This is a genomic window from Pantoea phyllosphaerae, assembly GCF_051025595.1.
In the GTDB taxonomy this organism is placed as follows: Bacteria; Pseudomonadota; Gammaproteobacteria; order Enterobacterales; family Enterobacteriaceae; genus Pantoea.
Genome location: NZ_JBPFDE010000011.1, coordinates 51,960 through 70,875 on the forward strand (window position 1 = coordinate 51,960; position 18,916 = coordinate 70,875).

At 59.4% G+C, this 18,916-nt stretch carries 18 protein-coding genes and 1 other RNA gene; 14 read left to right on the forward strand and 5 right to left on the reverse strand.

Annotated features, from left to right (window positions below; translation table 11 throughout):
* The first annotated feature begins 33 nt into the window (after nucleotides 1–33).
* Together speB and ACR6A7_RS15110 are read left to right on the forward strand one after the other, a co-directional pair.
* Entirely contained in the window at nucleotides 34–957 is a 924-nt protein-coding gene (gene speB / locus ACR6A7_RS15105) for an agmatinase (RefSeq protein WP_434125779.1), read from the forward strand.
* Nucleotides 954–1,412: a YidB family protein gene (locus tag ACR6A7_RS15110; protein WP_434125905.1), complete on the forward strand. Its 459-nt coding sequence runs from the start codon at nucleotides 954–956 to the stop codon at nucleotides 1,410–1,412. The genes speB and ACR6A7_RS15110 overlap by 4 nt, the downstream gene beginning before the upstream one ends.
* Before the next feature lie 37 nt (nucleotides 1,413–1,449).
* On the opposite strand, the gene loiP is transcribed toward ACR6A7_RS15110, so the two are convergent.
* Entirely contained in the window at nucleotides 1,450–2,208 is a 759-nt protein-coding gene (gene loiP / locus ACR6A7_RS15115; protein ID WP_434125780.1) for a metalloprotease LoiP, read from the reverse strand.
* Between the two features lie 273 nt (nucleotides 2,209–2,481).
* Here loiP and tkt point away from each other — a divergent pair, with 273 nt between their 5' ends.
* The 7 genes from tkt (at nucleotide 2,482) to ACR6A7_RS15150 (ending at nucleotide 10,910) form a co-directional block, all read left to right on the forward strand.
* Complete coding sequence (gene tkt / locus ACR6A7_RS15120; protein WP_434125781.1) at nucleotides 2,482–4,479, forward strand: transketolase; 1,998 nt, start codon at nucleotides 2,482–2,484, stop codon at nucleotides 4,477–4,479.
* A gap of 297 nt (nucleotides 4,480–4,776) precedes the next feature.
* Entirely contained in the window at nucleotides 4,777–5,796 is a 1,020-nt protein-coding gene (gene epd / locus ACR6A7_RS15125; RefSeq protein ID WP_434125783.1) for an erythrose-4-phosphate dehydrogenase, read from the forward strand.
* A 51-nt stretch (nucleotides 5,797–5,847) separates the two neighbouring features.
* Nucleotides 5,848–7,011, forward strand: coding sequence for a phosphoglycerate kinase (gene pgk / locus ACR6A7_RS15130; RefSeq protein WP_434125784.1), 1,164 nt, complete (start codon nucleotides 5,848–5,850; stop codon nucleotides 7,009–7,011).
* Nucleotides 7,012–7,115: 104 nt separating this feature from the next.
* Entirely contained in the window at nucleotides 7,116–8,195 is a 1,080-nt protein-coding gene (gene fbaA / locus ACR6A7_RS15135; protein WP_434125785.1) for a class II fructose-bisphosphate aldolase, read from the forward strand.
* A 209-nt stretch (nucleotides 8,196–8,404) separates the two neighbouring features.
* Entirely contained in the window at nucleotides 8,405–9,277 is an 873-nt protein-coding gene (gene mscS / locus ACR6A7_RS15140; protein WP_434125786.1) for a small-conductance mechanosensitive channel MscS, read from the forward strand.
* 126 nt (nucleotides 9,278–9,403) lie between these two features.
* Nucleotides 9,404–10,027 carry an arginine exporter ArgO gene (argO, locus tag ACR6A7_RS15145; protein WP_434125788.1) on the forward strand — a complete coding sequence of 208 codons (624 nt, stop codon included), beginning with the start codon at nucleotides 9,404–9,406 and terminating at the stop codon, nucleotides 10,025–10,027.
* A gap of 142 nt (nucleotides 10,028–10,169) precedes the next feature.
* A complete protein-coding gene (locus ACR6A7_RS15150; protein WP_434125790.1) occupies nucleotides 10,170–10,910 on the forward strand; it encodes an oxidative stress defense protein in 741 nt (246 codons plus the stop codon).
* A 115-nt stretch (nucleotides 10,911–11,025) separates the two neighbouring features.
* Here ACR6A7_RS15150 and ACR6A7_RS15155 read toward each other — a convergent pair whose 3' ends face one another.
* Nucleotides 11,026–11,931, reverse strand: a complete 906-nt coding sequence (locus ACR6A7_RS15155; protein ID WP_434125791.1) for a LysR family transcriptional regulator ArgP — start codon at nucleotides 11,929–11,931, stop codon at nucleotides 11,026–11,028.
* Nucleotides 11,932–12,138: 207 nt separating this feature from the next.
* On the opposite strand from ACR6A7_RS15155, the gene rpiA reads away from it, so the two are divergent.
* Together rpiA and serA are read left to right on the forward strand one after the other, a co-directional pair.
* Complete coding sequence (rpiA, locus tag ACR6A7_RS15160) at nucleotides 12,139–12,798, forward strand: ribose-5-phosphate isomerase RpiA (RefSeq protein ID WP_434125792.1); 660 nt, start codon at nucleotides 12,139–12,141, stop codon at nucleotides 12,796–12,798.
* A 280-nt stretch (nucleotides 12,799–13,078) separates the two neighbouring features.
* Complete coding sequence (serA, locus tag ACR6A7_RS15165; protein ID WP_434125793.1) at nucleotides 13,079–14,317, forward strand: phosphoglycerate dehydrogenase; 1,239 nt, start codon at nucleotides 13,079–13,081, stop codon at nucleotides 14,315–14,317.
* 75 nt (nucleotides 14,318–14,392) lie between these two features.
* On the opposite strand, the gene ACR6A7_RS15170 is transcribed toward serA, so the two are convergent.
* The 3 genes from ACR6A7_RS15170 to zapA form a co-directional block, all read right to left on the reverse strand.
* Nucleotides 14,393–14,986 carry a 5-formyltetrahydrofolate cyclo-ligase gene (locus ACR6A7_RS15170; protein WP_434125794.1) on the reverse strand — a complete coding sequence of 198 codons (594 nt, stop codon included), beginning with the start codon at nucleotides 14,984–14,986 and terminating at the stop codon, nucleotides 14,393–14,395.
* 76 nt (nucleotides 14,987–15,062) lie between these two features.
* Nucleotides 15,063–15,246, reverse strand: a non-coding RNA gene (ssrS, locus tag ACR6A7_RS15175) — 6S RNA.
* Nucleotides 15,247–15,285: 39 nt separating this feature from the next.
* Nucleotides 15,286–15,615: a cell division protein ZapA gene (zapA, locus tag ACR6A7_RS15180; protein ID WP_033752202.1), complete on the reverse strand. Its 330-nt coding sequence runs from the start codon at nucleotides 15,613–15,615 to the stop codon at nucleotides 15,286–15,288.
* A 170-nt stretch (nucleotides 15,616–15,785) separates the two neighbouring features.
* Between zapA and ACR6A7_RS15185 the strand changes: the two genes are divergently transcribed.
* The 3 genes from ACR6A7_RS15185 to ubiH are packed head-to-tail and all read left to right on the forward strand — an operon-like array spanning nucleotide 15,786 to nucleotide 18,912.
* Nucleotides 15,786–16,364, forward strand: a complete 579-nt coding sequence (locus ACR6A7_RS15185) for a YecA/YgfB family protein (protein ID WP_048785557.1) — start codon at nucleotides 15,786–15,788, stop codon at nucleotides 16,362–16,364.
* 50 nt (nucleotides 16,365–16,414) lie between these two features.
* The gene (gene pepP / locus ACR6A7_RS15190; protein WP_434125795.1) at nucleotides 16,415–17,737 is read left to right on the forward strand and encodes a Xaa-Pro aminopeptidase; all 1,323 of its coding nucleotides are present in this window, start codon (nucleotides 16,415–16,417) and stop codon (nucleotides 17,735–17,737) included.
* Nucleotides 17,734–18,912 carry a 2-octaprenyl-6-methoxyphenyl hydroxylase gene (gene ubiH, locus ACR6A7_RS15195; RefSeq protein WP_434125797.1) on the forward strand — a complete coding sequence of 393 codons (1,179 nt, stop codon included), beginning with the start codon at nucleotides 17,734–17,736 and terminating at the stop codon, nucleotides 18,910–18,912. The genes pepP and ubiH overlap by 4 nt, the downstream gene beginning before the upstream one ends.
* Nucleotides 18,913–18,916: the final 4 nt, after the last annotated feature.

Here is an 18,916-nt window from a genome sequence, read left to right on the forward strand (position 1 = left end):
TAACTTAATGCCATGCGGCAGCGAGGATGATTTATGTATAACACCCTGGGCAATCAGTACGACAATTCGCTGGTTTCAAACGCCTTCGGCTTCATGCGTTTTCCGGTCAACTTCCAGCCTTACGACAGCGACGCCGAGTGGGTCATCACCGGCGTGCCTTTCGACGCCGCGACCTCTGGCCGTCCGGGGAGCCGTCTGGGACCGGGCGCGATCCGTCAGATCTCCACCAACCTCGCCTGGGAAGGGTGCCGCTGGCCGTGGCAGTTCGATCTGCGTCAGCGCCTTAACGTGGTGGACTGCGGCGATCTGGTTTACGCCTTCGGCGACTCGCAGGATCTCTCTGACAAATTACAGGCGCACGCGGAAAAACTGCTGGCGCACGGCAAGCGCATGCTCACCTTCGGCGGCGATCACTACGTGACGCTGCCGCTGCTGCGCGCCCATGCGAAACATTTCGGCAAGCTGGCACTGGTGCATTTCGACGCCCATACCGATACTTACTCCAACGGCCCGACGTTCGATCACGGCACCATGTTCTATACCGCGCCGCAAGAGGGGCTGATCGATCCGCAACACTCAGTGCAGATCGGCATCCGCACCGAGTTCGACAAGAGCCTGGGCTTTAACGTGCTGGATGCGGCGCAGGTCAACGATCGCAGCGTCGACGATATCCTGGCGGAAGTGAAGCGCACCGTTGGCGATATGCCGGTGTACCTGACCTTCGACATCGACTGCCTCGATCCGGCGCACGCGCCCGGCACCGGCACGCCGGTAATCGGCGGCCTGACCACCGACAAGGCGACCAAACTGGTGCGCGGCCTGCAGGGCCTCAACATTGTCGGCATGGATCTGGTGGAGGTGGCCCCAGGCTACGATCATGCCGATCTCACCTCGCTGGCCGCCGCGACGCTGGCGCTTGATATGCTGCACGTGCAGGCGGCGAACAAAGGCGAATAACCCTTCAAACCGGGCGCAATGGCGCGCCCGGTGTTACCGTAACGGAGAGCATGATGGGCTTACTTGATGAATTAGTCGGCACCTTAGGCAACGGACGCAGCACCTTAGGTGAACTGCAGGCGGTCTGGAACTGGGTGCAGGAGCAGGGCGGAGTGCAGGTGCTGCTGCAGAAATTCCAGCAGGGCGGGCTGGGCGAAATTTTAAGCTCATGGATCGGCAGCGGCAGTAACCAGTCGGTCAGCGGCGGGCAGCTGCAGTCGGCGTTTGGCGAAGAGGCGATGCAGTCGCTGGCGCAGAAGCTGGGCACCGACGTAAACGGCGCCTCCGGCAAACTGGCGGAGCTGTTGCCGCATCTGGTGGATCGCCTGACGCCGCAGGGCCAGATCGACGATCAATCCCTGCACGACAAGCAGCGCGATCTGGGATCGATGGTCGATCAGCTTTTTAAGCGCTAGTCTCCACGCGCGCCGCCGCAGGGCGGCGCGCGCTCGCTTATTTTCCGGCGTCCGCCGCGATGCGTTCGCGAATATGCTGCGCGCGCGCCGCGGAGTCGGGATGCGAATCAAACAGGCTGCTCTGCTGGCCCTGCTGCATTTTCGCCAGCTTCTCAAAGCTGGTCGCCAGCCCCATCGGGTCGATGCCGCGTTTTTTCAGTAGATCGTAGGAGTAGTCATCCGCCTGCGACTCCTGGCTTTGCGAGAACTGCGCATTGACCAGCTTTTCGCCCAGGTCCCCCAGCTGCGACTGCGACAGCGAGCCGATCACGCCGCCGACAGACGCGGCCGCGGTGCGCGCCGCCGTGGTGCCGAAGGCGACCTGCATCGCCTTGCGCGTATGGCCCAGCGCAACGTGGCCCATCTCATGCCCCAGCACCCCTTCAACCTCGTTGTCGTCCATCATATCCATCAGGCCGCTATAGACGCGGATGCAGCCGTTGGCCATCGCCCAGGCGTTGACATCTTTGGTGACGTAGACGCGGTAGTTGGCCGGCGTGCCGTTGATATTGTCGCCCAGCGCGGCGGCGATTTTGTTCAGACGCTGCTGGTAGGTGCTGTCGGCAGGCGCAAGCTGGTTCTCTTTATCCATCTGCGCGCAGGATTGATCGCTGAGCTGCTTCACCTGTGCGTCGTTGAGGGTGTAGGCCTGAAAAGCCTGCGCGCCCGACTGCAGCAGTGCGTTATTGTCCATGCCCTGGCAGCCGCTGAGCAGCGCCGCGAGGCTGATTGCCATGATGCCTGTCTTGATTGTCATGCGTACATCCTGTGAGTAACAAGAGAAGAAAAGCAGGTATCTGAAAAAGGGTCAGATACGGTAAAGAGTGGGTTATAGCCTGTCGTCGGCCACTTCGCTAGCAGACAGTGCCGTAAATGCCAGACGAAACGGCGACATTTAGCACGGTGCGGCATGTACTTTTGCCCCGATTTTCATGTACATTGATGAGCGACTTTTTCCTTGTTTTGCCTAATAAACCATTAATAACAATGCGTTAAACAGGCGAATCATTCATCCGACCTGGAGTAGAACATGCCCTCTCGTAAAGAGCTTGCCAACGCCATTCGCGCGTTAAGTATGGATGCAGTACAGAAAGCCAAATCGGGACATCCGGGGGCCCCGATGGGTATGGCAGATATTGCCGAGGTGCTGTGGCGCGGCTACCTGAACCATAACCCGACCAACCCACTGTGGGCCGATCGCGACCGCTTCGTGCTCTCCAACGGCCACGGCTCGATGCTGATTTACAGCCTGCTGCACCTCACCGGCTACGATCTGCCGATGAGCGAGCTGCAGAACTTCCGCCAGCTGCATTCAAAAACTCCAGGTCACCCGGAATATGGCTACACCCCAGGCGTAGAAACCACCACCGGCCCGCTGGGTCAGGGCATTGCCAACGCGGTCGGCTTCGCTATCGCCGAGCGCACGCTGGCGGCGCAGTTCAACCGTCCGGGCCACGACATCGTCGATCACAACACCTGGGTGTTTATGGGCGACGGCTGCATGATGGAAGGCATCTCGCACGAAGTCTGCTCGCTGGCAGGTACCCTGAAGCTGGGCAAACTGGTCGCCTTCTATGACGACAACGGCATCTCTATCGACGGTCACATCGACGGCTGGTTCACCGACGACACCGCGAAGCGCTTTGAAGCCTACGGCTGGCACGTGGTGCGCGGCGTAGACGGCCACGACGCGGACGCTATCGCGAAGGCGATCGACGAAGCGAAAGCGGTGAGCGACAAGCCTTCGCTGCTGATGTGCAAAACCGTTATCGGCTTCGGCTCGCCGAACAAAGCGGGCACCCACGACTCACACGGCGCGCCGCTGGGCGACGACGAAGTGGCGCTGACTCGCAAACAGCTGGGCTGGACGCACGCGCCGTTCGAGATCCCGTCGGAGATCTACGCCGAGTGGGACGCGAAAGAGGCCGGTCAGGCGAAAGAGGCGCAGTGGAACGAGAAATTCGCCGCCTACGCGCAGGCGTTCCCGGAGCTGGCCGCCGAGTTCAAACGTCGCGTCAGCAACGAGCTGCCGGCTAACTGGCAGGAAGAGTCGCAGAAGTTTATCGAACAGCTGCAGGCGAATCCGGCGAAAATCGCCAGCCGTAAAGCTTCGCAGAACGCTATCGAAGCGTTCGGCAAGCTGCTGCCGGAATATCTGGGCGGCTCTGCCGACCTGGCGCCGAGCAACCTGACGATGTGGTCCGGCTCTAAGCCGATCAACGTCGACCTGGCGGGCAACTATATCCACTACGGCGTGCGCGAGTTTGGTATGACCGCTATCGCCAACGGCATTGCGCTGCACGGCGGCTTCCTGCCTTACACCGCCACCTTCCTGATGTTCGTGGAGTATGCGCGCAACGCGGCACGTATGGCGGCGCTGATGAAGATCCGTCAGATCATGGTCTACACCCACGACTCCATCGGTCTGGGCGAAGATGGCCCGACGCACCAGCCGGTCGAGCAGCTGGCCAGCCTGCGCACCACGCCAAACATGAGCACCTGGCGTCCGTGCGACCAGGTCGAGTCTGCGGTGGCGTGGAAATACGCTATCGAGCGCAAAGATGGCCCGAGCGCGCTGATCTTCTCTCGCCAGAACCTGGCGCAGCAGGAGCGTACGCCTGAGCAGCTGGCGAACATCGCGCGCGGCGGCTACATCCTGAAAGAGTGCGACGGTCAGCCGGAGCTGATCCTGATCGCCACCGGTTCTGAAGTCGAGCTGGCGGTCGCGGCCTGGGACAAGCTGAGCAGCGAAGGCGTCAAGGCGCGCGTGGTTTCCATGCCCTCTACCGACGCCTTCGACAAGCAGGATGCTGCCTACCGCGAAGCGGTGCTGCCGAAAGCGATCGGCGCGCGCGTCGCTATCGAAGCGGGCATCGCCGACTACTGGCAGCGCTACACCGGCCTGCACGGCGCGGTGGTCGGCATGACCACCTTCGGCGAGTCCGCCCCGGCCGAGAAGCTGTTCGAGGTGTTTGGTTTCACCGTTGACAACGTTGTCGCACAGGCGAAAGCGGTGCTGGCGTCATAAACCCTTAGCCTGAAGAGAAAGGGACGCCGTCGGGCGTCCCTTTTTTATAGCCCGCTGAATTATTCCTCAAGTAATAGTCCGCACCCTGGCAAAAATGTGACGCAGATCCAATAATCAGCGGCGCGTTTGATCGCAGTCATTCCCGTTATTCCTTCCATGCTTTATTGTAGCTGAACCGTTTCAGTTGGCCGTTTTTTGGCAGCGATTTCGGCGCGGTGCGCGCGAAAATCTCCTGTACAAACCCGCGTGAAACGCTCAGGCTATCGGCACGTTTATGAGCAGGAAGTGGCAGAAAAGATGACCATTCGGGTGGCGATAAATGGCTTTGGCCGCATTGGGCGCAACGTACTGCGCGCCCTTTATGAGACCGGGCGTCGTGCCGAAATTACCGTGGTGGCGATTAACGAACTGGCGGAGGCGGCTGGCATGGCGCACCTGTTGAAGTACGACACCAGCCACGGCCGCTTCGCCTTCGACGTGCGTCAGGAGCGCGATCTGCTGTGGGTCGGCGACGATACCATCCGCATTCTGCATCACGCCGCTATCGACGCGCTGCCGTGGCGCGAGCTTAACGTCGACGTGGTGCTGGAGTGCACCGGCGTTTACGGCAGCCGGGCGGACGGCGAAGCGCATCTGCAGGCGGGCGCGAAGAAGGTGCTCTTCTCCCACCCGGGCGGCAGCGATCTCGACGCCACCGTGGTGTTCGGCGTGAACGAAGGGGCGCTTAAGCAAACTGACCGCATTGTCTCTAACGCCTCCTGCACCACTAACTGCATTATTCCAGTGATCAAGCTGCTGGACGACGCTTTCGGCATTGAGTCGGGCACCGTGACCACCATCCACTCGGCGATGCACGACCAGCAGGTGATTGACGCCTATCACAGCGATCTGCGCCGCACGCGTGCCGCCAGTCAGTCCATCATTCCGGTCGACACCAGGCTGGCCGCCGGGATCACCCGTATTTTTCCGAAATTCGCCGATCGCTTCGAAGCGATTGCGGTGCGCGTGCCTACTATCAACGTCACGGCCATCGATCTTAGCGTCTCTGTACGCGAGGCGGTAAGGGCCTGCGAGGTCAACGCGCTGCTGCAAAACGCGTCAGAAGGGGCATTTCGTGGTATAGTTGACTATACGGAATTACCGTTAGTCTCAGTAGATTTTAACCACGATCCGCACAGTGCCATTGTGGATGGCACGCAAACGCGGGTCAGCGGTCAGCACCTCATCAAGACCCTGGTCTGGTGCGACAACGAATGGGGCTTTGCTAACCGAATGCTCGACACGACGTTAGCGATGGCCGCAAGCGGTTTCAGGTAAGGCGCGGTCTGCGCCTGGCAAAACTTATGAGAATCAACGAGAGGGTTCACCATGTCTGTAATTAAGATGTCCGATTTGGATCTGGCTGGTAAGCGCGTTCTGATCCGTGCCGATCTCAACGTACCAGTAAAAGAAGGGAAAGTGACGTCAGACGCACGTATCCGTGCTTCTCTGCCTACCATCGAATCGGCGTTGAAACAGGGCGCAAAAGTGATGGTCACCTCTCACCTGGGTCGCCCGACCGAAGGTGAATACAACGAAGAATTCTCCCTGCTGCCTGTAGTTAACTATCTGAAAGAGAAACTGAACGGTACCAACGTTACCCTGGCGAAAGAGTACCTCGACGGCGTTGAAGTCGGCGCGGGCGAGCTGGTGGTGCTGGAAAACGTTCGCTTTAACAAAGGCGAGAAGAAAGACGACGAAGCACTGTCGAAAAAATATGCTGCCCTGTGCGACGTCTTCGTGATGGACGCCTTTGGCACCGCGCACCGTGCGCAGGCTTCAACGCACGGCGTCGGCAAGTTTGCGCCGATCGCCTGCGCAGGCCCGCTGCTGTCAGCTGAGCTGGAAGCGCTGGGCAAAGTGATGAGCAACCCGGAGCGCCCGCTGGTGGCCGTGGTTGGCGGCTCAAAAGTGTCGACCAAATTCGATGTACTGCAGTCGCTGGTAAAAATTGCTGACACCGTTATCGTCGGCGGCGGCATCGCCAACACCTTTGTTGCTATCGACAACAACGTCGGCAAATCTCTCTACGAGCCGGACTTCGTGGAAGCGGCGAAAGGCCTGCGCGACCAGTACGGCATTCCGGTTCCGACCGACTCGCGCGTTGGCACGGAATTCTCTGAAACTGCACCCGCAACGGTGAAAAAGGTTTCCGAAGTCGCAGATAACGAAGAGATTATGGACTTCGGCGATGAAACTGCGCAGGCGATGGCGAAGGTGCTGAAAGAGGCGAAAACCATTCTGTGGAACGGCCCGGTCGGCGTGTTCGAGTTCCCGAACTTCCGTAAGGGCACCGAGATCGTGGCGAACGCCATCGCAGAGAGCGACGCCTTCTCTGTTGCAGGCGGCGGCGATACCCTGGCGGCTATCGACCTGTTCGGCATCGAAGACAAAATCTCTTACATCTCTACCGGCGGCGGCGCGTTTCTGGAGTTCGTCGAAGGCAAAAAACTGCCTGCGGTTGCCATGCTGGAAGAGCGTGCTAAGCAGTAACCCTTTGGGGGCGACGCCTGGCGCGTCGCCTGAAGACTTGCCCCGTTGGGCGTTTAAAGCGCTGTCCCCTCAGGGGATGGTCGGTCACGAAACAGGACACAATCATGTCTAAAATTTTTGATTTCGTTAAACCCGGCGTTGTCACTGGTGATGACGTTCAGAAGATCTTCCAGGTAGCGAAAGAGAACAAATTCGCGCTGCCAGCGGTAAACTGCGTTGGCACCGACTCCATCAACGCCGTGCTGGAAGCCGCCGCGAAAGTCAAAGCGCCGGTTATCGTCCAGTTCTCTAACGGCGGCGCCGCGTTTATCGCCGGCAAAGGTTTCAAAACCGACAAGCCGCAGGGCGCGGCGATTTTCGGCGCCATCTCAGGCGCGCACCACGTGCACCTGATGGCTGAACAGTATGGCGTGCCGGTTATTCTGCACACCGACCACTGCGCGAAAAAACTGCTGCCGTGGATCGACGGTCTGCTGGATGCAGGCGAAGCGCACTTCGAGAAAACCGGCAAACCGCTGTTCTCTTCTCACATGATCGACCTCTCTGAAGAGTCGCTGGAAGAGAACATTGAAATTTGCAGCAAATACCTGGCGCGCATGGACAAACTGGGCATGACGCTGGAAATCGAGCTGGGCGTGACCGGCGGCGAAGAGGACGGCGTGGACAACAGCCACGTTGACGCTTCCGCCCTCTACAGCCAGCCGGAAGATGTAGACTACGCCTACACCGAGCTGAGCAAAATCAGCAAGCGCTTCACCATCGCCGCCTCTTTCGGCAACGTACACGGCGTTTACAAGCCGGGCAACGTTAAGCTGACCCCGACCATTCTGCGCGACTCGCAGAAATACGTCTGTGAAAAACATGGCCTGCCGCACAACGCGCTGGACTTCGTTTTCCACGGCGGTTCCGGTTCTTCCGCGGCGGAAATCGAAGAGTCGATCAGCTACGGCGTGATCAAAATGAACATCGATACCGACACCCAGTGGGCAACCTGGGACGGTATTCTGCAGTACTACAAAAAGAACGAAGAGTATCTGCAGGCGCAGCTCGGCAACCCTCAGGGTCCGGACAGCCCGAACAAGAAATACTACGATCCGCGCGTCTGGCTGCGTGCGGCGCAGGCCTCAATGGTCGTGCGCCTTGAGCAGGCTTTCAAAGAGCTGAACGCTATCGATCGTCTGTAATCCGCGTCGCGGGTTAACAACAAAGGCCAGATCGTCGGATCTGGCCTTTTTTTATGCTGCGACCACGCGGTTTCGCCTAAATTTGCAACAAATTCAACGCAGATTTGGCATATACGACGAATGTTGTTTACCCTTGATAGCTGGTTTGCCGGAATTTTCTGGCTGTGATTTGATCTTCCCGGCAGGGAATTCAACAACAGGGCTCTCAAATGGAAGACTTAAACGTCGTAGACGGCATTCATAACGCCGGCGGCTGGCTGGTGCGCAATCAGGCGCTGCTCGTCAGCTATGCGGTAAATATCGTAGCAGCCGTGGTTATCTTAATTCTGGGGATGATCGTCGCGCGCATTATCTCCCGAGGCATCAACCGTGTGCTGGTGGCGCGCCACATCGATAAAACGGTGGCGGACTTTCTTTCGGCGCTGGTGCGCTACGGTGTTATCGCCTTCACCCTGATTGCCGCGCTTGGGCGGGTCGGCGTGCAGACCGCGTCTGTTATCGCCGTGCTGGGCGCCGCCGGTCTGGCGGTTGGTCTGGCGCTGCAGGGGTCGCTCTCTAACCTGGCGGCGGGCGTGCTGCTGGTGACCTTCCGTCCTTTCCGCGCGGGCGAATTCGTCGATCTCGGCGGCGTGATGGGCACGGTGCTCAACGTGCAGATCTTTTCCACCACGCTGAAAAGCGCGGACGGCAAAATGGTCGTCGTGCCGAACGGCAAAATTATTGCCGGCAACATCGTCAACTTTTCACGCGAGCCGGTGCGCCGCAATGAGTTCATCATCGGCGTCGCCTACGACGCAGACGTGGACGAGGTGATTGCGCTGCTGGAAGAGGTGGTTAAAAGCGATCCGCGCGTGCTGCAGGATATGGGCGTGCAGATTGGCCTCAACGAGCTGGCCGCCTCATCGCTCAACTTCGTGGTGCGCTGCTGGAGCAACAGCGGCGACCTGCAGAACGTCTACTGGGATCTGCTGAAGAACTTTAAGCGCGCGCTGGATGCGAAGGGCATCGGCATTCCCTATCCGCAAATGGACGTGCATCTGCATCGCGTCAGCCCGCCGGACGCGGAAGCAAAAGCAGAATAAGCCTCTCAGGACGGCGCCCGCGCCGTCCTTATTAATCTGCCTAATAGCAGATTAAATCTTTCAATTTCCGCTAATAACCTCGCCTCTTTATACTTCTTTGCATCTCGCTGATGTAAGGAAAATTCTGTGTTATCAACGTATTTACAGGGGCTTGCGCTTGGCGCCTCACTCATTCTGCCGCTGGGGCCGCAAAACGCGTTCGTGATGAATCAGGGCGTTAAGCGCCAGTACCATTTAATGACGGCGTCACTCTGCACGCTGAGCGATATTGCGCTGATTTGCGGTGGCATCTTCGGCGGCAGCGCCTTGCTGCACCAGTCGCCGCTGCTGCTGATGCTTATCACCTGGGCCGGGGTAGCTTTTCTGCTGTGGTACGGCTGGAATGCGCTACGCCGCGCCTTTAGCGGCGATGTCGACCTCGCCAGCGACAGTGAGCTTAAGCAGAGCCGCTGGCGCATTGTCGCCACCATGCTGGCGGTCACCTGGCTTAATCCTCACGTCTATATCGATACCTTCGTAGTGCTGGGCAGCCTGGGTGGGCAGCTGCCGACGCAGGAGGCGCGCCGCTGGTTCGCGCTGGGCACCGTCAGCGCCTCGGTGTTCTGGTTCTTTGGGCTGGCGCTGCTGGCGGCCTGGCTCTCGCCTCGCTTGCGCACCGCCAGGGCGCAGCGCGCGATAAATCTGCTGGTCGGTGCGGTGATGTGGCTTATCGCCAGCCAGCTGGCGCTGCAGGGAGTAGCGAATTTCTGATTTGAATTGTCCTAAAGCGGCAGAACAGGATAAGCAAAACGCGAACTTTTGCGGTATAACACGCTCTTAGCAGTGCATACTATTCCGTTCAGGCTCTGGCCTTTGATGCCGCAGCAAAACAGAGATTCCAAGGAGGATTTTCGTGAAACTGAAAGCACTGGCGCTGGTCGCCATGACAGGCGCTCTGGCGCTGCCGTTAAGCGCATTAGCCGACGAACTGCCAAACGGCCCGCATGTCGTGACGTCAGGCCAGGCGACCGTGGATGCGCGCCCCGATATCGCCACGCTCTCTATCGTGGTTAACGTCTCCTCTAAAGACGCCGCGGACGCGAAAAAGCAGGCCGACGATCGCGTCGCGCAATACTTTGATTTTCTGCAGAAAAATGGTATCGAGAAGAAAGATATCGATGCCGCTAACCTCAGCACCCAGCCGGAATATGACTATACCAAAGAGGGCAAGTCGGTGCTGAAAGGCTACCGCGCGGTGCGCCAGGTGCAGGTGACGCTGCGTCAGCTGGATAAGCTGAACGAGCTGCTGGACGGCGCGCTGAAAAGCGGCCTGAACGAGATCCGCTCGGTCGAGCTGGGCGTCACCAATCCCGACAGCTATAAGGCACAGGCGCGCAAGGCGGCGATTGATAACGCGACGCAGCAGGCCGCCGCGCTGGCGGAAGGCTTTAACGCGAAGCTTGGCCCGGTTTACAGCATTCGCTACCACGTGTCCAACTATCAGCCGATGCCGATGGCGCGCATGTATAAGGCCGCCGCGCCGGCTGCGGATACCTCCGCGCAGCAGACCTACGAGCAGCAGAGCATTCACTTTGACGATCAGGTGGATGTGGTGTTCGATATCAAACCCAATACCGCGGGTACGCAGCAGTAATGAAAAAAGGGGCGCTAAGCGCCCCTTTTTTTGTGTTTTTTAGACAGCAAATGAGTCAAATGCGGGCGGCATAAAGCGAAGGGCAAAGCGCCCCTTACTTCAGGCGCGAACGGACTCAGGCCGCTAAATCATCCTGGCGCAGCACGCGATGGCCGTGGGCGATCAGCGCGTCGGTAACGCGGCGCATCAGGCGGCTCTCCGGCGCAAAACGGTGCCAGTAGAGCATGCGGCGCTGGCAGAGGCCCGGCGTCAAATCGAGCAGCTCGCCGCCCGCCAGCTCGCGCTCAATCTGCAGATGCGGGATCATACAGCAGGTTGAACCCTGGCGCGCCAGCTGCACAAACGCCTCCGAGGAGTTCACGATATGGCAGGGGACGCTGCCCGGCGACAGATCGAAATTCTGCTGTAAAAAGGCCTGATGCATATCGTCGAGATGGTCGAAAGCGACCGCTGGCGCTTTGAGCAGCGCCGAGCGGGTGACGCCGTTGGGGAAGTAGCGCGCGGCGAACTCCGGCGAGGCGACGAACAGATAGTCGAGCGCGCCAAGCTGATCGACCAGGCAGCTCGGCAGCGGCTGCGGCTGAATACTGACCGCGCCCACCACTTCGCCGCGGCGCAGCCGTTCCTGCGTGCGGGTTTCATCTTCGACCTGCAAATTAAGGCGCACCGGCGAGTCCGCCAGCACATCCTTCAGCGCAGGCAGCAGCCAGGTCGCCAGACTGTCGGCGTTAACCGCCAGCGACAGCAGCAGCGGCGTGGTGCCGCCGTTCTCATCGCTTAGCCACTCCTCTTCCAGCAGCTCGACCTGATGCAGCAGCGCCAGCAGCTTCTGACCCTGCTCTGTAGGGCGCGGCGGCACGGTACGCACCAGCAGCGGCTGGCCGAACAGGTTCTCCAGCTGCTTGATACGCTGCGATACGGCCGACTGCGTAATGCATAACTTTTGTGCGGCGCGCTCAAAGCCGCGTTCGCGAATCACTGCATCCAGCGCCTGAAGCGTTCGATAATCCGGGCGTTTCATTGTTGTTCTCTCTCCTTCAGGGTGGACGATACTATGCCACAAAAAATGCATCTGGCGCGCGTCGAAGGGGCTTTCCCTGCGCCGCGCGTCGCTTTTTTTGCGGAGTGGCTTCCAAAGCGATCACGTCAGCGGAAACAGCCGCGCACATTCGGCAGGCGTTGCTTTATACTACGCGCACTTCGTTGTCGCACAGGTTTTAAACATATCATGACCCAGGATGAACTGAAAAAAGCCGTAGGCTGGGCTGCACTGAAATATGTGCAGCCGGGTACTGTCGTCGGCGTCGGCACTGGCTCCACCGCCGCGCACTTTATCGACGCGCTCGCCACGATGAAACAGCAGATTGAAGGCGCGGTTTCCAGCTCGGAAGCCTCGACGCTGAAGCTGAAAGCGCTTGGCATTCCGGTCTTTGATCTCAATGAGATCGACGATCTGGCGATCTATGTCGACGGCGCGGATGAGATCAACCCGCAGATGCAGATGATTAAAGGCGGCGGCGCGGCCCTGACGCGCGAGAAGATCGTGGCGGCCGTCGCGCGCAAGTTCATCTGTATCGCCGACGCCTCGAAAGAGGTGGACGTGCTGGGGCGCTTCCCGCTGCCGGTCGAGGTGATCCCAATGGCGCGCGCCTTCGTCGCCCGCGAGCTGGTTAAGCTCGGCGGCCTGCCGGAGTATCGCCAGCATGTCGTCACCGACAACGGCAATATTATTCTCGACGTGCATAACCTGACGATTCTCGATCCTGTCGCGCTGGAAAAAAGCATCAACGCGCTGCCCGGCGTGGTCACCGTTGGCCTGTTTGCTACGCGCGGCGCTGATATTGCGCTGATCGGCACGCCGGACGGCGTAAAAACCATCGAAAAATGATCTGTCCGGCGCGATAAGCGCGCCGGTTATTTCCCTGCGCAAAACATCTTTTCTTTCGCCGCCTAAATTCGGTGACTTATGTCACATAACCGACATCCACAGCAGGTTCGTTCTTTGTTCGCGGTTCAGCCCCCGATTTTGTGCGGCAATGTGCTGGGCTCAGGCTTCCCCATGCTGGCCGCAAGGCAAACGGTTGTATTGCCGCAGGCGTAAATTTTGATATTTTGACAGAAGGCGCGCTTATGGCGGCCATTGTTGAAATCACAATAGGGTCGGGGAAATGGCAAAGGTATCACTGGAAAAAGACAAGATTAAGTTCCTGCTGGTGGAAGGCGTTCACCAGAGCGCGCTGGAAAATCTGCGCGCGGCGGGTTACACCAACATCGAATTCCATAAAGGCGCGCTGGATGACGAAGCGCTGAAAGCCTCCATTCGGGATGCGCACTTCATCGGCATCCGCTCCCGCACCCAGCTGACGGAAGAGATTTTTGCCGCGGCGGAAAAACTGGTCGCCGTGGGCTGTTTCTGCATCGGCACCAACCAGGTCGATCTTAACGCAGCGGCAACGCGCGGCATTCCCGTGTTCAACGCGCCGTTCTCTAATACCCGCTCGGTCGCCGAACTGGTTATCGGCGAAATGCTGCTGATGCTGCGCGGCATCCCTGAAGCAAACGCCAAGGCGCATCGCGGCATCTGGAACAAAAACGCCGTCGGCTCGTTTGAGGCGCGCGGCAAAAAGCTTGGTATCGTCGGCTATGGCCATATTGGCATGCAGCTTGGCGTACTGGCTGAAAGCCTGGGCATGCACGTCTTTTTCTACGACATTGAAAACAAACTGCCGCTTGGTAATGCCACGCAGGTGCGCCACCTGGCCGACCTGCTGAATATGAGCGATGTGGTCAGCCTGCACGTGCCGGAAACGCCCTCGACGCAGGATATGATCGGCGCGCAGGAGCTGGCGCAGATGAAGAAGGGCGCGTTGCTGATCAACGCTTCGCGCGGCACCGTGGTCGATATTCCGGCGCTGTGCGACGCGCTGAGTAGCAAACATCTGGCGGGCGCCGCGATCGACGTTTTCCCGCTTGAGCCCGCGACCAACAGCGAACCCTTTAATTCGCCGCTGTGCGAGTTCGATAACGTGATCCTGACGCCGCACATCGGCGGTTCGACCCAGGAGGCGCAGGAGAATATCGGTATCGAAGTAGCGGGCAAGCTGGCTAAATATTCTGATAACGGCTCAACGCTCTCGGCGGTCAACTTTCCGGAAGTGTCGCTGCCGATGCACGGCGCCAGCGCCAGTCGTCTGCTGCACATTCATGAAAACCGTCCGGGCGTGCTGACGGCAATCAACCAGATCTTTGCCGAGCAGGGCATCAACATCGCTGCGCAGTTCCTGCAAACCTCGCCAATGATGGGCTACGTGGTGATTGACATTGATGCGCCGCAGGATCGGGCGGACAAAGCGCTGCAGCTGATGAAGAGGATTCCGGGCACCATTCGCGCCCGTCTGCTCTACTGATTTCGCTTTACTGAAACCGGGCCGTCTGCCTTTTTCGCAGACGGCCCTTTCTTTTCCGCCACAGGCTCACTCCCGCTATTCCCACTGCCACAGGCGCGACGGCGTCAGTACGGCGGGCAGGGGCACATCCCACTCCTCTGCGGGCAACTGCTCTACGTGCTGGCAGTCATGCGCCACGCCCACCGGTAAAAAACCGTGCTGACGCCAGTTCTGCAGGGTGCGGTCGTAAAAGCCGCCGCCCATGCCGAGCCGCTGCCCGCTGCTGTCAAAGGCCACCAGCGGCACCATCATCACATCCAGCCGATCCAGCGTAATCAGCTGGCGGATATCAAGCGGCGGTTCAGGAATACGCAGTTTATTCGGCGTTAGCGCGGTTTCCGGCGTATAGCGCAGAAACAGCAGCTGGCCAGCGGAGAAAGGGTGCAGCACCGGCAGATAAACCTGCTTTTTCTGCTGCCACAGCTTAGCGATAAGCGGCCGGGTATTGAGTTCGCCGTCTACCGATAAAAAGAGCGCGATATGGCTGGCGTTGGCAAGAGGGGCGAAGTTAACGGCGTGCTCCGCCATCAGATCGGCGGCCTGTTCCTGCTGCTCAGGCGTCAGGGCGCGGCGCAAATGGCGCACGTGCTGGCGGATATGGTGGCGATCGAGCTGAGAGGGCTGGGACACGAGAACCCCGTTGATATAGTCGCTGATTAAGCAACTATATCATTCATAACGGGGAAAGACAGATGCAGAACAGAAGGAGATCTCCGAGATGCCGCCGCAGGCTGTAACCCTTGAACCCTTGGTTCAAGGTGAATGTGCCGTCGCAACCATCAGGCTTCTCGGACGAACCGAGCATGCTCACAGGTTACAGAGCGCCACACTCTGTTGGTATGAAATATCGGCTCAGGGGACTGGCCCGCTTGCAAACATCTCAGAGAAACTGGACTTCACCGTTGCTGCTGCGCAGCAACCATGAAGTATTATTCGAATTTCGCACCCTGGCGGTCGGTTATGCGACCTTGCTCTACAAGAGCCTGTTCAATCGTCTGCTGCAGAATACGGATACGTTGTTCCATATTAGCAGCATAATCGCGCGTTTTCATTTTCTCTTGCGCCAGTTCATGGCAAATGTTTAACGCGGCGATGAACACCAGTTGCTCGGTATTTGTGACTCTAGTGCGAACTTTTAAATCTTGCAACCGTTGATTGAGGTCATCGGCAGCCGCATTCAGCGCATCTTGCTGTTCAGGCGGACAATTCACTCTCAATGAACGACCAAAAATTTGTATATCTACTGGTTGTGCAGACATGCCACCTTCCTGACTGATTACTTCGCCCGCAGCTCCCTTTGGGCTCAATGCCTTGGGAGGCGGGCAACTATATAGACCCGCGAAATAAGTTACAACCCCTTTTCTGGAAACCTTGAGGCAGCTAGTGGTAGCATAACACGAACTTATTCTGCCAACGACGATGAATCCTTATGTCTTTACAGAACGTAACCCCCGATTACAACGCGCTCGCTTCAGCGCTCTCTCAACAAGGCGTGGGGATGACGCCAGCTGAAATGCATGGCCTGCTCAGCGGCATTCTGTGCGGCGGCAATCAGGATGCCAGCTGGAAAACGCTGGTGCACGATCTCACCAACGAAGGCATGGCCTTCTCGCAGAGCCTGGCGTCACCGCTTCAGGCGCTGCACGACAGCACCGCCAGCACGCTGGAAGAAGAGGGCTACCTGTTTCAGCTGATGCTGCCGGACGACGAAGATATCAGCGTCTTCGACCGCGCCGACGCGCTGGCGGGCTGGGTGAATCACTTCCTGCTCGGTCTGGGCGTTACGCAGCCGAAACTGGAGAAAGTGACCGGCGAAACCGGCGAGGCGATTGACGATCTGCGCACCATCGCCCAGCTCGGCTATGATGAAGATGAGGACCAGGAAGAGCTGGAGCAGTCGCTGGAAGAGGTAATTGAATATGTGCGCGTCGCGGCGCTGCTGTGCCACGACACCTTCACGCGTCCGCAACCTACCGCCCCCGAAGTGAAAAAACCGACGCTACACTAAGCCAGATATCTCAGGGCGCAAACGCGCCCGTTTCTACAGGGAGTGCAAACATGATTTCTCTGGATACTTTCCAGCAGCGTCGTCAGGCGCTGCTGACGAAAATGGCTCCCGGCAGCGCCGCCCTGATTTTTGCTGCACCGGAAGTGACCCGCAGCAACGACAGCGAATATCCGTTCCGGCAAAACAGCGACTTTTGGTACTTCACCGGCTTCAACGAGCCGCAGGCGCTGCTGGTGCTGATCAAAAGCGATGAAACCCACAACCACAGCGTGCTGTTCAATCGCGTGCGGGATCTTACCGCTGAGATCTGGTTTGGCCGTCGGCTAGGGCAGGATGCCGCGCCTGAAAAATTAGGCGTCGATCGCGCGCTGCCCTGGGATGACATTGGCCAGCAGCTGCACCTGCTGCTGAACGGGCTTGACGTGGTTTATCATGCGCAGGGCGAATACGCGGAAGCGGATGCGCTGGTGTTCGCCGCGCTGGAGAAGCTGCGCCGCGGCTTTCGCCAGAATTTCAGCGCGCCGACGACGCTCACCGACTGGCGCCCCTGGGTGCATGAAATGCGTCTGTTCAAGGATGAGGAAGAGATTGCCATCCTGCGCCGCGCCGGGCAAATCAGCGCGCTGGCGCATACCCACGCTATGGAAGCCTGCCGCCCCGGCCTGTTTGAATACCATCTGGAAGGCGAAATTCACTACGTCTTCAACCGCCATGGCGCGCGCTTTCCTTCTTATAACACCATCGTCGGCTCGGGCGAAAACGGCTGTATCCTGCACTACACCGAAAATGAGAGCGAGCTGCGCGATGGCGATCTGGTACTGATTGACGCGGGCTGCGAATTTCACGGCTACGCTGGCGATATCACCCGCACCTTCCCGGTCAACGGCAAATTCACTGCGCCGCAGCGCGCCATTTACGACATCGTGCTCGCCTCGCTTTATAAAGCGCTGGCGCTCTTTGGCCCCGGCGTCAGCATTCGCGACGTTAATGAAGAGGTGGTGCGCATTATGGTCAGCGGACTGGTGGAGCTGGGCATTCTGCAGGGCGAGGTAGAGACACTGATCGCTGAAGAGGCGCACCGGCCGTTCTTTATGCACGGGCTGAGCCACTGGCTGGGCCTCGACGTGCATGACGTCGGCCACTACGGCACCCCTTCGCGCGATCGTATTCTGGAACCGGGCATGGTGCTGACCGTTGAGCCGGGGCTCTATATCGCGCCGGATGCCGACGTGCCTGCGGAATATCGCGGCATCGGCATCCGCATCGAAGATGACATCCTGATCACCGAAACGGGCAACGAAAATCTGACCGACAGCGTGGTCAAGAACGCAGACGCAATTGAGGCGCTGATGGCAGCGGCGCGTCAGGCATGACGGTGATTATCGCCGGAGGCGGCATGACCGGCGCGACCCTGGCGCTGGCTATTTCCCACCTCACGCAGGGGCAGCTGCCGGTGACGCTGATTGAGAACAGCGCGCCCGACAGTCGCGCCCACCCCGGGTATGACGGCCGCGCCATCGCGCTGGCCGCCGGCACGCGTCAACAGCTGATCGATATCGATCTCTGGCGCAGCATCGAGAAAGTCGCCACGCCGATTACCGATATCCACGTCTCCGATCGCGGCCACGCCGGTTTCGTCACGCTGGACGCCGGGGCCTATCAGATCCCCGCGCTTGGCTACGTCGTCGAACTTTTCGACGTGGGGCAGCGGCTGTTCGAGCGCCTGAAAAGTGCGCCGGGCGTGACGTTACGCTGTCCGGCACGCGTTACCGAGGCGCAGCGCCGCCAGGAGAGCGTGCAGGTGACGCTGGAGAGCGGTGAACAGCTGGAAGGGGCGCTGCTGGTAGCCGCAGACGGCTCGCGCTCGCCGCTCGCCGCCTCGTTCGGCATTCAGTGGCAGCGCGAGGATTATCAGCAGCTGGCGGTGATCGCCAATGTCTCGACGCAGTTACCGCATCAGGGACGCGCCTTTGAGCGCTTTACCGAGCACGGCCCGCTGGCGCTGCTGCCGATGTCGGACAACCGCCTGTCGCTGGTGTGGTGCCATCCTCTCTCGGCGCGTGAAGAGATCGCGCGCTGGAGCGACGACGAATTTCTGACGCAGCTGCAGCGCGCGTTTGGCTGGCGCCTGGGGCGTTTTACCCACGCGGGCCAGCGCGAGAGTTATCCGCTGGCGCTGCAGAGCGCCGGGCAGCAGACGTCGCACCGGCTGGCGCTGGTCGGCAATGCGGCGCAGACGCTGCATCCGATCGCCGGGCAGGGCTTCAACCTTGGGCTGCGCGACGTGATGTCGCTGGCGGAGACGCTGGCGGCCGCGCATCGTCAGCAGCAGGATGTGGGCAGCTACGCCGTTCTGCATCGCTATCAGCAGCGCCGTCAGCCCGATCGCGCGGCGACGATAGGCATCACTGACGGGCTGGTGCGGCTGTTCGCCAATCGCTATGCGCCGCTGGTGGTGGGACGAAATCTGGGGCTGATGGCGATGGATCATCTGCCGTGGCTGCGTAATCAACTGGCCGAGCGCACGCTGGGCTGGGTTAAGCGTTAACTAA

Bases quoted from the DNA above. Each gene is read 5' to 3' on its own strand.
- serA (WP_434125793.1), top strand. From the start codon at position 13,079: ATGGCAAAGGTATCACTGGAAAAAGACAAGATTAAGTTCCTGCTGGTG.
- ACR6A7_RS15155 (WP_434125791.1), bottom strand. From the start codon at position 11,931: ATGAAACGCCCGGATTATCGAACGCTTCAGGCGCTGGATGCAGTGATT.
- fbaA (WP_434125785.1), top strand. From the start codon at position 7,116: ATGTCTAAAATTTTTGATTTCGTTAAACCCGGCGTTGTCACTGGTGAT.
- zapA (WP_033752202.1), bottom strand. From the start codon at position 15,615: ATGTCTGCACAACCAGTAGATATACAAATTTTTGGTCGTTCATTGAGA.
- speB (WP_434125779.1), top strand. From the start codon at position 34: ATGTATAACACCCTGGGCAATCAGTACGACAATTCGCTGGTTTCAAAC.
- epd (WP_434125783.1), top strand. From the start codon at position 4,777: ATGACCATTCGGGTGGCGATAAATGGCTTTGGCCGCATTGGGCGCAAC.
- pepP (WP_434125795.1), top strand. From the start codon at position 16,415: ATGATTTCTCTGGATACTTTCCAGCAGCGTCGTCAGGCGCTGCTGACG.
- pgk (WP_434125784.1), top strand. From the start codon at position 5,848: ATGTCTGTAATTAAGATGTCCGATTTGGATCTGGCTGGTAAGCGCGTT.
- tkt (WP_434125781.1), top strand. From the start codon at position 2,482: ATGCCCTCTCGTAAAGAGCTTGCCAACGCCATTCGCGCGTTAAGTATG.
- mscS (WP_434125786.1), top strand. From the start codon at position 8,405: ATGGAAGACTTAAACGTCGTAGACGGCATTCATAACGCCGGCGGCTGG.
- loiP (WP_434125780.1), bottom strand. From the start codon at position 2,208: ATGACAATCAAGACAGGCATCATGGCAATCAGCCTCGCGGCGCTGCTC.
- ubiH (WP_434125797.1), top strand. From the start codon at position 17,734: ATGACGGTGATTATCGCCGGAGGCGGCATGACCGGCGCGACCCTGGCG.
- rpiA (WP_434125792.1), top strand. From the start codon at position 12,139: ATGACCCAGGATGAACTGAAAAAAGCCGTAGGCTGGGCTGCACTGAAA.
- ACR6A7_RS15185 (WP_048785557.1), top strand. From the start codon at position 15,786: ATGTCTTTACAGAACGTAACCCCCGATTACAACGCGCTCGCTTCAGCG.